Annotated in this window: 7 protein-coding genes and 1 pseudogene; 3 read left to right on the forward strand and 5 right to left on the reverse strand. The window is 37.6% G+C overall.

From position 1 onward, the window contains the following. The first annotated feature begins 18 nt into the window (after nucleotides 1-18). The gene (locus tag ACMAWV_RS13850) at nucleotides 19-813 is read left to right on the forward strand and encodes a hypothetical protein (RefSeq protein ID WP_103218166.1); all 795 of its coding nucleotides are present in this window, start codon (nucleotides 19-21) and stop codon (nucleotides 811-813) included. On the opposite strand, the gene ACMAWV_RS13855 is transcribed toward ACMAWV_RS13850, so the two are convergent. The 5 genes and pseudogenes from ACMAWV_RS13855 to ACMAWV_RS13875 form a co-directional block, all read right to left on the reverse strand. Further along, the gene (locus tag ACMAWV_RS13855) at nucleotides 810-8,063 is read right to left on the reverse strand and encodes a tandem-95 repeat protein (RefSeq protein ID WP_412470165.1); all 7,254 of its coding nucleotides are present in this window, start codon (nucleotides 8,061-8,063) and stop codon (nucleotides 810-812) included. The genes ACMAWV_RS13850 and ACMAWV_RS13855 overlap by 4 nt on opposite strands. A gap of 355 nt (nucleotides 8,064-8,418) precedes the next feature. Then, on the reverse strand, nucleotides 8,419-9,471 hold the full coding sequence (locus ACMAWV_RS13860) for a hypothetical protein (RefSeq protein WP_412463211.1): 1,053 nt from the start codon (nucleotides 9,469-9,471) through the stop codon (nucleotides 8,419-8,421). A gap of 67 nt (nucleotides 9,472-9,538) precedes the next feature. Next, a complete protein-coding gene (locus ACMAWV_RS13865) occupies nucleotides 9,539-10,831 on the reverse strand; it encodes a Na+/H+ antiporter NhaC family protein (RefSeq protein WP_412463210.1) in 1,293 nt (430 codons plus the stop codon). 67 nt (nucleotides 10,832-10,898) lie between these two features. Continuing rightward, the gene (locus tag ACMAWV_RS13870) at nucleotides 10,899-11,150 is read right to left on the reverse strand and encodes a CBS domain-containing protein (protein ID WP_393022288.1); all 252 of its coding nucleotides are present in this window, start codon (nucleotides 11,148-11,150) and stop codon (nucleotides 10,899-10,901) included. A gap of 87 nt (nucleotides 11,151-11,237) precedes the next feature. Beyond that, a pseudogene (locus ACMAWV_RS13875) lies at nucleotides 11,238-11,402 on the reverse strand (hypothetical protein); the annotation flags it as partial. 127 nt (nucleotides 11,403-11,529) lie between these two features. Between ACMAWV_RS13875 and ACMAWV_RS13880 the strand changes: the two are divergent. Both ACMAWV_RS13880 and ACMAWV_RS13885 read left to right on the forward strand, forming a co-directional pair. After that, nucleotides 11,530-13,512: a BCCT family transporter gene (locus tag ACMAWV_RS13880; RefSeq protein WP_392993651.1), complete on the forward strand. Its 1,983-nt coding sequence runs from the start codon at nucleotides 11,530-11,532 to the stop codon at nucleotides 13,510-13,512. A gap of 142 nt (nucleotides 13,513-13,654) precedes the next feature. Continuing rightward, the gene (locus ACMAWV_RS13885; RefSeq protein ID WP_412463209.1) at nucleotides 13,655-15,139 is read left to right on the forward strand and encodes a hypothetical protein; all 1,485 of its coding nucleotides are present in this window, start codon (nucleotides 13,655-13,657) and stop codon (nucleotides 15,137-15,139) included. Nucleotides 15,140-15,193: the final 54 nt, after the last annotated feature.

The raw sequence follows: 15,193 nt of genomic DNA on the forward strand, positions 1-15,193 counted from the left end.
TCGCCTGTCAGGAGATTTATGGTTCACTTTGGTCAAGATTTGGTTAAGATTAGAAAGGCATACGGGCATAAGAGTGCGAAATCATTCTATGAAATGTTGGCGAAGAAGGGATTGGAGTGCAATTATCAATATTTCGTTAAGATTGAAAAGGGGAGTGCATTTCCTTCGTCTGTTATCGTTAATCAAATTGCAAAGTGTTTAAAAACAAAAGATGCAAATGCACTTATTCTGAGCTTTTGTCGTAATCAATTTTCTTCTTTTGATTATTTATTCAAGGAGAGTAACCAGGAAGAGGAGAAGCTGGAAGAAGTTATCTCAAAGGCCAATCAGGGGCAACGCTACCTTTCTGTTATGCAAATAAATGCTCTAGCACAAACAAAGTCTCATTACTTCCTATTTCTCATTTTAACTCTTTCAAGAAGTGCTCTCGATATTAGGGAGCTTAAAACATACTCCATTAAAAAGAGTGTTGTTAATGATCTTATCAAGGCCGAAATTGCCTTTGAACAAGATGGCCTAATCTATGCTAGATCAACTGAATTTCGCTTTCCAAAAGAAGAAAGTGAGACAATTAGCAAGGCATATGGGAAGTTTGATGATTGGGATATGGAGTTTGGTAAAAACTTTAAGTTTCAAAATCTAGTGAATAAAATGATGATTCGTAGAATATCACCAAGATATCTTTCTCTTATTAAGAATCAAATTGATTCGATATCAGATATTGTGCGTTTATCAGATGAATCAGATAATCGTTATAATAACGAGGTTCTCCACTTACATATCTCTCTTAATAGAGGGCAGTTACCTGGTTAGTTTAGGAAGTACTCTGCGATACCATGTAAACCATTTTGGTGGAATGGGAAAACGATACGATTTGGTTTTCCATTTGCCGCAGGCTTGTAGAGGATACGATAACCGTGACAAGCGGCCGTTCCTGGAATCGGAAGAACTGTTCGTAAATCACTAACTGTATCCCACTTAATTAGTTCGTAGTCTTCTGTACAGCCATAAATGATGCTTCCTACTTTTACAATAGAACTGAAACTTGTCGCACCGTAGTTAAACGATGAGAAAGAAGTATAGTTATTTGATAAATGTCTAAATGTTTTAGCACCACTTCTATCGTATTCCATTTCAAAAAGTATTTTTCCAGCACTACTATCCCAAGTCGATGCATTCCAGTGTTGTCTAACATTTTTTAAAACACAATTTTCCCCTGGCCCTACTGGACAAGAACCTGCTCCAGCATGGACGCCTCCACCTGTTCCTGCAATAAATTGAGACATTCCATCCGTTGTTGTATAGCGGAAGATCGAGTTATTATTTGCAGTTCCCGACCAAGAGTAGTGTCCAGTTAAAATACCGCCATTGTAGAAACCATTAACAGAAGGGGTATAGTTACCCATATCAATTGTTAAGCCATCTACTGTGGCCGTTGTGGTCCAACTTCCTCCACCGTTTAGACCCATAAAGTGTGACCACTGATTTGTAGCTCTTGAAAGGAGGCAGACATTATCCCAACGACAAGGGAAGTAGATGTCACCATTGGCCGGATTTGTTGCCATAGAGAAGTTTTGCGACCATCCTCCTGTATCAAGCATTTGTGTTCGTGGGTCAGCACTAATACTAAAAGAGCCGCGAGCAAGAACTCCATTTCCGGCCACTCGAATAACTTGGTTGATTGATTCGTTTGGTTGAACTTCTCGAATGATTCTTTCTTGTGAGTCAACAAGAATGATATTATCTCCAACACCATGGTCAATAAATTGAATATTTCCAAAGCGAGCATCCTGACCGAGTCCATTGTCTCCAAATGACTGTGTTTGTCCATAGAGTGTTTGGACCTTTCCTTGAGCATCAATTACTCTGATCGTATTGGCATCGACAAAGAAGAAGACTCCATCTTTGTTAACGAAGAAGTCTTGTAATCTAATTGGACAACTCGTTGCAAGTGTTCCATCTGGGCAAGTACCATGAATACCATTTCCTAGTTTTGTCGCTTCATAAGAGTTTGTTGTAGGGTTATAACGATTAACTCGTGTAGGGTAACCGATGTGATAACTCCATCCCCATGTACTTCCATCATTCGTAGATCTTCCATACGCATCTACACAAGTTGTATCGTGGCTTGGAATCGCTACACCAGTTGCAACAAATGTAGAAGGGTCAATCTCTTCTCGCATATAGTATGAACAACCATTTAGACCACGGTAGTATTTTGCAAAAAGTGAAGTAACTTCACTCGTATTAACGTCAAAGCCAATTTGATAAGCAGAGATGATTTCTGTATCCATTTCGGCCGTGGCAGAAGTGTTTCCACTAATTGCACTTGTTGGAGGAGAGCTTCCACCAGTACCTGAAATTCGTCTAGATTCTAAACGTGGTGAAGAAAGAGAGCCTTTGTAAATTCTAATTAAGTTATTGTTGCTTACACGATTTGTTTGATCGTTAAACCAAATATCACCATTAGGTAGTGGCTGGAACATTGAATATGAATTACCACGGTTTAAATTGAAATCTCTTGGGTCTAGAATAATATCACTACGATTTGTACCAATCGTTCCATCAGCTTTCATTCCAATAATTGTTTCAATAGTCATGGGAACGACTGTTGTATCGACACGACGAATTGAATTCTCGTCCCAAATCAGGAGGCGATCTTGAAAATCCATTGTGATTTTTTGTACATCTTTTACAGATGCTTGATCAACAGTTACACCGTCACCAACCTCATCTCCAATTGGGATTAGTTGCTCAAGAACGTTTGTGAAAGGATTGATATAAAGAATACCTCGAACCTTATCGTTAAAGAATATCTTCCCATCACTTGTAACTGCAAGGGAGTATGGTGCTTGTGTTGATTTTGGAAAAAGTTGGGCAGACTTGGCCGATGAGCCAGTTCCTGGGTCAACATTTCCTGCAAGAATTTTAAACTTCGTCGAGTTAAGTGCAACAGATGTTGCTGAGGTATCTTGATTTGCACTATCTGCAGCGGTAACACTTAGCCTAAAATACTGTCCATCAGCAAGAGGGAAAGTCCACTGGTAGCATGCTGTTGCATTGTCATCAAGTGGATTTGTTGCAGAGTTAACTTGCGGGCAATTATTTGCACTATTATTTAGATTTTGTGCCGAGACAATAGGGTGAAACTCGATGTCATCAGTTGTATAATATAATTTTGTTGTTCCAGCTGGAATCGTTTTATTATCGACTGTTCTCCATGAGATATATACTGTATCACCATTATTAAATGTTAGATCAATATCTTCTACTGGACTACTTGGTGAATCAGAATTAGTAACAAAGAATTCCGAGATAACAGGAGCCTGATCTGGAGTATAGTTCATTGTTACAAAGTCTTTACCAAGAGTTGCATCAGGGTTAGATGAAATATTTCCAGCTAGATCTTTTACCCAAACAGATACTTTAAAGTTTGATGGAGCAAAACCTAGAAGGAAGCTATAGTCGCGAACAGGCATAAACGTATTTAGAGTAAGCCCTGGTGAAGGAGCATCCATAGCTTTCCAGCACTCGTCATTAGCGCTTGGCAGAGTTGTATCATTTCCTTTAAGGCAGAAATGAGTAATGACTGTATCGAGGTCTTCTGCATCGAATTCAACGCTTACATACTTAACTGCCGTAGGAGTCGGCGTCGTCGATCCATTAATTTTGAAAGTTGCTGTGTGAATGAATGGGGCACCTAAGTCCTCAACGATCCTAAATGAGTTAGAGATCGCTTCGCCTGTCATGCCATTATCATCCGTAAGAGTTACCTTAAAGCGAACATCATTATATAGTGTTCCTGAAGGGACAGTGTAATTATAGCTAAATGGTGTATCAGAGTGAGGGCCATCAGTCGCTACAGAAGTAAGCCCAAGTTGTGTCCATGTAGAACCACCATTATATGAGACTGAAAAAGTATGATTCTTTGTTGCACTGACAGTGGCCTCTGTTGTTTTCCATTTTATTGCGTAGTTTATTCCCCAAGGAAGTGTCGGAACATTATCAAAAGATAGTGATGGAGCAAGGGAGTCATAAATAAAGTCGATACTGTCGTAAGCTGAAATATTACCCACAGGATCTTTTCCGTAGATACGCAGAGTTCGGTATCCTTGAGTATTTAATACACTTGGGTCATAAGATATAGTGCCAATGGCCGTCGAACAATTTTGCCAAGCTGAATCAGAAGCTAGTGGTGTTGTCGTTGATTCACTAATTAAAACTTGAGATATATCATCACAGCTCGCTGCAGTCAGAGTCATCGGGTTCGAACTTGTTGACGTACCGGCAGTAAAGTTTACTGGTGTAAGAGATGGTACTGTCGAAGTCTCATCATTAACAGTAATAGTTAGAGTTGTTTCTGTCGTTGACTCTAGTTGACCATCATATACAACGTACTTAATTGTAACTGTTGTATTTGTGTTTACAGGTGCAATATAGTCACATACTAGATCACTTCCATAGCTTATCTGGTCAATACAGTTCGAAAGTGTCCCAACGGCAGGAGCTTGAGTGATCTTATATTGTAGTGAGCCAGTTGCTGTCTCAACATCACTTCCTGGGTCTAAGTTTATTGTGTATAAAGTATTATCTCTAAAAATTAATGAACTATCTGCCGCTGCAACTGGTGCATCATTTAAGGCGTTAACAGTAATGTTAACAGTGGCCGTTGTTGAGTTATATTCTCCATCACTAACTTGGTAAGTAAAATCATCTGAACCATTAAAATTAGAAGAAGGAGTATAAGTACAAGATCGACTAGTACCTTCATCACAAGTTAAGAAACCATTACCGGTAGAAAGAGTGATCGTATAGTTTAGAATATCACCATCAATGTCTGCACCAGCATTAAGATCAAATGTAATAGGCGTATCTTCATCTGTCGTTATTGACTGTGTCTCTGCTAGAGTTGGGGCGTCGTTAACAGGAGTAATATTAATTGTTACTGTTGTGACAGTTGCTGAATCGGCTACTCCATCGTTTGCACGATATGTAAAAGTATCCACGCCGTTATAATTAAAATTTGGAGAATAGTCACAGTTCAGGTCTCCATCTGCTGCCATACAATTTGTAAGTAGACCATTAGATGGGGGAGTCACAATCGTATATGTTAGAGTGTCTGGATCAACGTCTGTAGCAGATTCGACACTAAAGTTTATCGGTGTGTCTTCTGGCGTTGTTATGCTGAAGTCAGCGGCCATGACCGGAAGGTCATTAATAGCATTTATCGTAATCGTAACAGTTGCTGTCGATGAGTTAATTGTGCCATCATTTACATAATAAGTGAATGTGTCGACTCCGTTATAGTTTAAACTTGGAGTGTAGGTACAACTTCTATTTGTACCCCCTGTACATGAAAGAATTCCATTACTTGTCGTTGAGGAAACATGATAAGTTAGCGTATCACCATCTATATCGGAACCAATGTTTAAATCAAATGTAACAGGTATATCTTCATCTGTTGCAACAGCTTGTGTTGTCGGAATGGTTGGAGTGTCATTAATTGAGTTTACAGTAATCGTAACAGTTGTGACTCCTGAGGAATCAGCAGTTCCATCATTTGATTTATATGTAAAACTATCTGTTCCGAAATAATTAGCACTCGGCGTATAGTCACAGTTTAGGTCATTGTTACTTGCTAGACAATTTGTTAGTGCTCCATTAGTAGGAGGTGTAACAATCGTATAAGTAATAGGATCACCATCTGTATCAGATGATGGATTAACATCAAAGTTTATCGGAGTGTCTTCGTCTGTCGTAATAGAAAGATTGCTTGCGGTAGTTGGGATAACGTTTTCTGAAGTATAGTTTAAATTTACTGACGTAATGTCAGTATCGCACGTCCAAGTCAATGTCGCAGATTTTGCACCTTTAGTTGCTGGTATTGCTTGTACTTGATATGAACAGCTCTGATTGACACTTAAGTTGTTTGACCCACAGTTGTCATTTATAATTTGGAATTCACTCGCATTTGTCCCTGAAAGCTGTGGGAAAGTACAATTCTTTGTAACTCCCGTTCCTGAGTTGGTAATTGTAAATGTTTGGGCCATTGAGATTGAATTATTTGGTACTCCATTAAAATTGTGACTTGAAGGAGTTGTTGAAAGGAGTGCTTTTTGTAATTCAAAAGTATTCGATTCAATTGTCGAAGTATTTCCTAGAGCATCAGATAAGCTTATTCTAATTTTAGCATTCGTTTGTGCTCGATCGGGTAGTGTAAAACCATGATTAAAGGAGTTATTTATTAGCACTCCATCTGCAGAAGGTGTACTCGACGAAATTGTTGTCCAACTTGTTCCATTTGAGTCAAGAAACTCAATTGTATGAGGAAGAATGGCAAGGCCATGTTGCTCTGAAATATTCCAAACGAGATTAAAGTAAGTATCTGCCCTAAGGGCCACAATACTAGGAATTGTGATTTCTGGAGGTGTCTGATCAATGACAAAATCTATTTCTTTTGGTGAGCTTATTTTTGAATTATGATCAACTGCCCATAAGTAGAGTTTTCTCGACCCATCTCCAGTAGTAATTATTTTTATGATATTTTGAAAATTCTCATCCGTACAATCTATATTAAACTCAGGAGCTGTTGGTGCAGATGAGCTCTCTGTTATTGCAAGTTTTGAAAAGGTTTCACAATTTGTCATTAGACCTGGAGATATCTCAGTTCCTGTTAAAACCTCAAGGTTTATTGCTAGATTATTCGTCGGATTATTTTGAGAGGCTGCAAGTTGTATTGACGGTGCTGTAACAGGGGAGGTATCAGTAAAGGTCGTTCCAATTGTTGCATCTGGGTATTTCCATGAAAATTCATGATATGGTATGTCTGCATTTCCTCGAATTACATTTCCAGATCCATCGCTTTTACCTATAAAGAGAGAAATAATAAATTCATCACTATGGTTTGCTGATGGTGTGTAAGACCAGCTTGCAGACTTTGACATCAATACTGGTGCCGATGGTGTTTTCAAATCTTCTAAATACCACTCATATGCTATTTCATAATTCACAGACCAATGGTCATATGCTTGGATTGTAAAGAGGTAGCTTTTCTTCTCCTCAAGTGTCTGAGGAACTGTTATTTCTTTAATATCAGGTAGTGAGTTCTCAAGAATTGTATGGGCATCACTAAATGAATTATCAAATGTATCACTTATCGTTGTGTTGCTTTGTAGTTTTGAATATGTCTCACTAAGATTATCATCTGCATTTATTTGTTGCTCTAATTCACTAATCATTAAAGAAACTGTATGATTGTTAATCGTATTTACTTCATCTTTTAATTTCGTTTTAACGACCTGTGAAATAATAGTCGAAGCTTGGGTAATATTTTGAGGGTCAGTGAAACTCGTTACAATTCTTTCAAAAACATAATTACAGCCAGAAGTTCTAAGAAAGTATTTTGTTGGGGCCAGCATATCAAGGCTTAGATCAAATGGATCAAATTCAAATAGTGTCTCTTCTTCTACTGCATTTCCTGAAAGAGGATTGTCTGCAAGAGGCGTCATTGTTGCTAAGTCAAAGAGTTCAACTTTTGCATCACTACAGTTTATATCAATTGGCGCCGCATATGCCTTCGAAATAAGAGAGATTGATGTGGTCTTAAAGTACTCTTTAAGAGGTGGGATTGTTCCATAGATATTAGGTCTTTTTGGAATATAAGAACTGCCACTTCCTTTTTTACTTTCTGTCGTTTCTTCTTGTTGAGCTACTTGCTCTTCTTGTACTTTTAGTCCACCAGTTGAGACTATATCTTCATTTTTATCTTGCTGCTCATTTCTATTCTCTTTAGATGGTGACTCGCTAAAGTATTCCATTGATTGTTGATAGTAATCAGGTGAGGTGATTAGAGGAGTTGCATTTGCTACCTTAGAAAAGTTTCTGGCCACCTGTGCAGAAACTTTTGAGACTCGAGCATCTTGTTCGTAGTTGTCATATGAATTTGAATTATTTGGTGTTGTTGCCTCTGAAGCAATTCCTCTTCTATATCGACTTTTGAAACTTTCAGATTTTGACTTTTTTGACTTATTTGTAATGCCATTTTTTTTATAGTTTTTTAACAAGTGTTTATTTTGAATTTTATTACTAGAATATTCTTTCTTTTGATTTTCTGAAAAAATAAAAACATAACACACTATAATTGCGAGTGATAATATAAGTAGCTTTGGTTTGAATATCAGCTGGCCTATTTTTTTCATATCGCTGTCTAAATTCCCCCAGATAATTTTATTTACTTAAGTGTCACTAAAATTTATCGGAATTCTTAACTTTTTATTAAGTTATCATGACTTCAATAGTCTATTTACTATCTGTGTAAGTACTTAAAAATTGGTTGAAGATGCTTTTAGTAGAAATATGTAAGTGATAAAAATAGTTTGCGATGGCCACTAAATAGAAATTAATGGCCAACAGAGTAATTTATAGAAAATTTTCTAGGAATGTATCTTTTGCTTTTAAAAAGTGAGGATATTTCTCATCTTTAGCAATTGCTTTCTTTAAATATTTAAGAGTGCACTCATTTGTACTACACTTAAGTTTTGACTCTTTGATTAATGAGTTTAGGTAATCTTCGACAGGACGAATGTGACATTTACTTTCTTGTAAATACTCCTGGCCAAGAAAAATGTAATCACGAATAAATGCATACTTCTTAGGAGAAACTTTTTTTAAGTGTGATGGATTTAAACGGTAAGCAGCGATACTTTCGGCCGCATCTTCACTTGGATTTGTTTGACCGTATAAAGAAACCATTTCGTTACGATTGTATCTCCATCCCATTGGATGGTCGATCCAACCTGACATATCCCACCAAAATGAGGAATAGTTTAGGTTGTAAAAATAAGCGAGGTTATGGCCAAGCTCATGAAAAAGGCTGTAAGCCTTTCCATCTTCATCAAGTTCTCTATCCCATGGAGCATAAAGTTCAATAGAAGCATTTGCAAAGATCATCCCATGAGTACCGTATCCTATATCTTCTTTTATATGACGAACTAATCGTTTGCTGCTCCATAATTTGGGAAGGTGAAGAGGCAGTAGGTTAACACCTTTAATAATGGCATCCATTTGTTCTAGATCAAGAAGTGCTGCATCTTTATTTGCGTAAGGAGAAGTGTTGAGTCCATATTTAAAAAGTAGAAAGATGGACTTTTCAATAAGTTCATCACTTTCAAATAGCTCTTTAAGTTTACAGCTTTTAGATTGGCACTTACTTGCTGCTAATATCTTGTCTTTAAAATCTTCTTTAGATCTTAATCCATCGTAAACATAGTTTTTAACTAGGAGAGAGTATGCCTCATCTAGTTTAGTTGTTAAGTATGGTTTTGCAAATTGAGAGATCTGCCAATTCGTTGGAATCTTTGTACTACATTTTGCACTATTTACTGTATCAAAGCTTGCGGCATATTCGCTTAAAGCTAGTGTTTGGATTGATAGGGCAATGAATAATAAATACTTAACTAGGGAATTTTGCATAGGTCTTTATGACAAAAATACCCATTCATCTCAATTGAAATAGAAGAAATCGCAAAAATTATACGCTCTAACGTCTTGTAAAGATGAAACCTAGAGCAATAAATGGAAGAATCATACAATAATAAGAGTTTGTAACGACTTCCCATGGAGATATCTTAAAAGTAACTCCAAGTAGTAGTGCCTGGGCGCCATAAGGAAGTAGCCCTTGAACCACACAGCTAAAAATATCAATTAAAGATGCGCTTCTTTTTGGGGAAATATCACCTTGTATAGCAAGCCTTCTTGCAATAGGTCCAACGATGATAATCGATACAGTGTTATTAGCAACACATATATTTGTAAGTGCAGATAAAAGCCCAATTCCAATTTGGTCTGCCGCTTTTTTATTTATATGGGCAAGTTTAGAAATTAGTTTTTGAATCTTTCCAGAAATGTAGTCAAGGCCGCCCTCTGATCTAATAAACTCACTTAGACCGCCAATTAGAAGAGAGAGAAGAAAGATCTCTTGCATACTACTGAAGCCTCGATATGTAAGTCCGATAATAGTTGAAAAATCAAAACCATTGAAAAGAGCAACGATTCCAGCAAGAATAATCCCGCCAGATAAAACGACAAATACATTTACTCCTAAGATGGCCAGGAGAAGGATGAATATATATGGAATTCCCAAATAGAGATTTGTTGGTTTATCAATCGTGACATTTGGTGCAGAGATTAGAAAGAAGTAGAGAATGATAGCTATAAGTGCCGCAAATGAAGCAATCTTAAAGTTCTCTTGAAACTTATCTCGCATATTACAACCTTGGGTTCTTGTGGCCGCAATCGTTGTGTCTGAAATAACTGAAAGGTTATCCCCAAACATTGCACCAGACATTACTGCACCTGCTAGGATACCAAGGTTGATATCTGTTTTGGTCGCCATTGAAAGAGCTATTGGACCAATTGCACCGATTGTACCCATTGATGTACCCATGGCAGTTGAAACTAGCGCTGAAATAACGAAAACACCTGGAAGAATGAGAGTGGTAGGAATTATTGATAGGCCTAAGTTAACAATTGCATCAACTCCACCTGTCTCCGTCGCAATTGTAGAAAATGCTCCAGCAAGAAGGTAAATTAGGCACATTGTAATAATATCCGGATGCCCAATTCCTTTTACAAACTTTGAAACATTATTATTAAGCGTATCCTTAGTAATAAAAAATGCAAGAAAGATTGCTGGGAGAATGGCAATTGGTGCAGGTACTTGATAAAAAGCATGTTTAACACCTTTCATTTGAAAGTAAATACCAGTTCCTAAGTAAATAACAACAAAAAGTAGAAGTGGAAGTAGAGATATTTTTTGCTTAATATGTGACATAGAAGTACCTTCAATACAGTTTTTTCTTATGTATTATACTCCATTATCATAAGCCAATAAATTGCGTCTAGAGAAATGACTTTATAATATCCTTACGTGTAACAATTCCCACAAGTTTATTATCTTTTATAACTGGAACACGTTTAATATGTTTCTCTATCATGAACTGTACATAGCCTTCTAGGTCAGTATCTTCTGTTAGTGACTTAACGTTTCTACTCATGACATCGCCAACTCTTATTTCTTTTATTTGCTCGTACGATTTTTCAAGCTGAGTAAAATTTAAATTCTGACCAAAGGCCTGTTTGAGTTTGGCCATAGCATGAGGGACTTCAACTTCTTTTCCAACAAAGTCTGATTCAGTGATAATTCCAACGACATCTCCATCGTCATTGAGAACGGGTAATGCACTTATTTTTTTATCGCACATTAGCTTTGCCGCATCCCTGATTGATTTATTCTCTGTGATAGTAATTGGTGTTTTTGTCATGATGTTTTTAATGTCCATATTTTCCTCGTTTTTGTAACAAGGGTTATAACGGACGTTTAGAGAGATGTGTTGAGTTATCATTTTGTTAAAGTAAATCAAAGAAATTTAACTTTAAAATAATTAACTAATTTGTCGATAGGTAGGTATTGGTTTTTATACGTTATTTTGTGTTGGATCCGTTACGGGCCCAATTAAAGGGGAGTTTGTTATCAATAAAGAATCGAAATCGACTAATGAAGTCGAATCAACTATCAACAAGAATGTTTTCTTTTCTTCTGCCTTCTTTATTCTCTTAATCACTGCAATCGGCTCAATTTGGCCTGGTCACTTAAGTCAGTTTTTTAAAGGAATTCAAGCTTGGCTAATTGCTAAGACAAGTTGGGTTTATGTTTTATCAATGGGAATCATTTTATTTACTTCACTTTGGCTTATGGTCAGCCGCCTTGGTGACATTAAGTTAGGACCTGATCATTCTGAGCCTGGTTATACAAACCTTTCTTGGTTTGCCATGCTCTTTTCTGCAGGAATGGGAATTGGATTGCTCTTTTTTGGAGTGGCCGAACCTATTATGCACTTCTCTTCACCTCCTGTAGGGGAAGCTCAAACAATTGAGAGTGCACGTGAAGCAATGAAGATTACCTTCTTTCACTGGGGCCTTCATGCTTGGGGTGTTTATGCTCTTTTAGCAGTTTGTCTTGCTTACTTTTGTTATCGAAAGAATCTCCCTCTTCTTCCTCGCTCTGCTTTTTATCCAATACTAGGCGACAAAGTACATGGTGTTGCAGGTGATGTCGTGGATACATTTGCCGTTATTGGAACGATGTTTGGTGTTGCGACTTCCTTGGGTTTTGGTGTTGCTCAAGTCAATGCAGGTCTTCACTATTTAATTGGCATTCCTCAATCGGAAACAATCCAAGTCATTCTCATCGCGATTATTACAGGGATGGCGACAATTTCAGTTGTTCTTGGATTAGACGGAGGAATTAAGAAATTATCTAATATCAATCTTGTTGTCGCAGTCATCTTACTTGTTGCGGTCATGGCATTAGGTGATACAGTACACTTATTTCAGCAGTATGTTCAAAATACAGGATCATATCTTTCAGATATTATCTATAAAACTTTTAATCTTTATGCTTATGAAAAGAAAGAAAAGTGGATTGGTGGTTGGACACTTCTATATTGGGGATGGTGGATTTCATGGTCACCATTTGTAGGAATGTTTATTGCACGTATCTCAAGAGGACGCACGATTCGAGAATTTATGATTGGAGTTCTCTTTGTACCGGCCGGTTTTACATTTCTTTGGATGACGGTTTTTGGAAACTCTGCAATTAGTATTGCCTTAAAAGATACGAGTGGAAAATTTGTCGAAGCGGTTAATGGTAATGTTCCAGTCGCACTATTTCGCTTCTTTGAATATTTTCCTTTTTCTGCGGCACTCTCTGTCTTAGGAGTTCTTCTCGTTGTGACTTTCTTTGTGAGCTCTTCTGACTCTGGTTCTTTAGTTATTGATACACTTGCTTCTGGTGGTCAAGAAGAGCCACCGGTTTGGCAAAGAATTTTTTGGGCGGTTACAGAAGGTGTTGTTGCAGCAATTCTTCTTCACTCTGGTGGTTTGGATGCGCTACAGACGATGACTATTGCTTCCGCCTTTCCGATGATCATTCTCTTAATGATAGCAATTTATTGTTTGGTGAAATCGTTACGTGCTGATTTACTCTTGATGAAACAAGTTCAAAATCACACCACGACTATTCAATATGAGCAGTCCAATACAACATGGCAGGAAAGACTTGATTCTCTACTTAGCCATCCAAAGTTTAAAGAAGCTGATAAGTTTTTAAATGAAGTAGTTGAACCTGGCTTAGTTGAGCTTCAGGAAGAATTTAAAAAGAGAGGACTTGATGCTAGATTAAATACTAACAAAAAGGATTCTATCTCTTTAGTTATTCACAATGAAGAAGTGGAAGACTTTAAGTATGAGGTATTTCTTCGCTCATTTGAAGTTCCTGAGTATGCACCCGATGAAGAGCATGAAAAGTACTATCGTGCTGAGGTTTTTCTACTAAGTGGTGGGCAGGAATATGATGTTTTTGGTTACACGAAGAATCAAATTGTTGCCGATGCGGTAACTCAATACGAGAAGCATTTTCACTTTCTTCACCTTTCAAACTCAGAGCTCGTTTAATGAAGATAGGTCATGCTGACTCTAAAATTTGGCAAATAATATTAGCTATTTACTAATTTATACGCCTTTTCCTACTAAATTATTGTTCTTTTTAAAGATGTATTAAAATTAACCGATAAGAAAAGTAGGGGAAGGTGTAACTTTGAGTTCAGAATTTCGTTCGCTATTAAGAAATATTTTTGGTGCAGGTGTAATCGCTGCAGTTGTTTCTTATTTTAGCTTCCTGGCCCCCGAATCAGGAACTTCTCCTGAAGATAAAATGCTATCTAAGTCTAGTGATGCTCAGGAGAATATAGCAGAGTTTGAAAGAGACGAAGCTGGCCGCTCTAAGCGTCGACCTTCTTCTTACGAAGAAGAGATCAGTCGCCAATTTCCAACAAGAAAAAGAAAGGAAGAATCATCACGAGTTTCAGTAGGTGGCAAGGTTGTAAGAGATCCTGCTTACGAGGCCCAGCAACTTGAAGGCTCTGGCCACGAAGAAAATTATGGTGGCCCAAGTGGGAGTGGAAGTATTTCTGCAGGAGGAGGCTCAGCTTATATTGGCTCTTCTGATAGTGGTGGAGATGCTGGAAGCCTAGTAGGAGAGGGTTCTTCTTCAAATAATTTCTCGTCAGATAGTGGTAGTAGCGCAAGTGATGGCCCTAGTACTTCAAGCTCAATTGCCTCAATCACTAATAATGATTTAGGTGTTAAGACAGGCGCTTCAAGCTCAACGAATGATGATAATGATAACACTAGTAGCTCATCTTCTTCTAGTTCAAGTGGAAGTAGTAGTTCAAATGATCCAGTTATCACTCCTGTAACTTGTTCTGTGGATCGTGCAGAAGGGATGTATTCAACAACAATCAATGTCACTATTACTTGTAGTGAGTTTTCTAAAATTTCATATTGTTTACAAACTGGTGGGGGATTTTGTGACCCTGTCTCATCTCCAACAATTTACTCTGGGCCGATTGCTGTTGGTTCAGTAGATGGAGAATATGGCCTATCGTTCTTTGCAGAGTCGATGAGCACGACAAGTTCAACAGAGGTGGCCGAGTTTACATATACTATTGATTCAACTCCGCCAGACTTATTGGTAACTTTCCCAAAAGTTTATGCTCAAACAACTGCTAATGCCCTCCCTAATTATACTCAGTCGGGTGATTTTGGTAAGGCCAATTACTACTATCATCAAATCAATTTTAAAGGGACAAACCCAGGAGCAGGGGGACTAAATTGGACCTGTGATCAAATTTATCATGACTACGGTACTTCTGGCTTTTCATCAATCGCGACAAATGTCGATGTCTCATCTCTTAATCCTGCTACTGAGCAGATTGATCAATTGATCGGCATTGGTGATTTTGCTACTGGTGATAATTATATTGCAACAGTTTTGGAAGATCGAAATTTAGGGATTATCTCATGTCAGGTGCAAAATGTTGTGATTCGTGATTTCAATATTGCTGCATTCACGGCAACTGGAGCAACTCCTGTTATTTCTGGTATTCGCACAACTTATGGAAGCTTTGTCGGTTATGGCCACTTCCAAGCTACTCCAAATACTTCTAATTCAGGTCAGTTAAGTAATGACCAAGGAATCACCTCAAATAAACAAGGTCTCTATACTGTAACTCATCAGTAGATTAATTAATAAGTTACTCATTTTATTGGCGGCTTTCTTAAGGCTGTGAAGATT

Origin of the sequence: Halobacteriovorax sp. RT-1-1, from assembly GCF_047085455.1 — a bacterium.
Lineage (GTDB): Bacteria > Bdellovibrionota > Bacteriovoracia > Bacteriovoracales > Bacteriovoracaceae > Halobacteriovorax_A.

Bases quoted from the DNA above. Each gene is read 5' to 3' on its own strand.
- ACMAWV_RS13865 (WP_412463210.1), bottom strand. From the start codon at position 10,831: ATGTCACATATTAAGCAAAAAATATCTCTACTTCCACTTCTACTTTTT.
- ACMAWV_RS13850 (WP_103218166.1), top strand. From the start codon at position 19: ATGGTTCACTTTGGTCAAGATTTGGTTAAGATTAGAAAGGCATACGGG.
- ACMAWV_RS13870 (WP_393022288.1), bottom strand. From the start codon at position 11,150: ATGGCCAAACTCAAACAGGCCTTTGGTCAGAATTTAAATTTTACTCAG.
- ACMAWV_RS13860 (WP_412463211.1), bottom strand. From the start codon at position 9,471: ATGCAAAATTCCCTAGTTAAGTATTTATTATTCATTGCCCTATCAATC.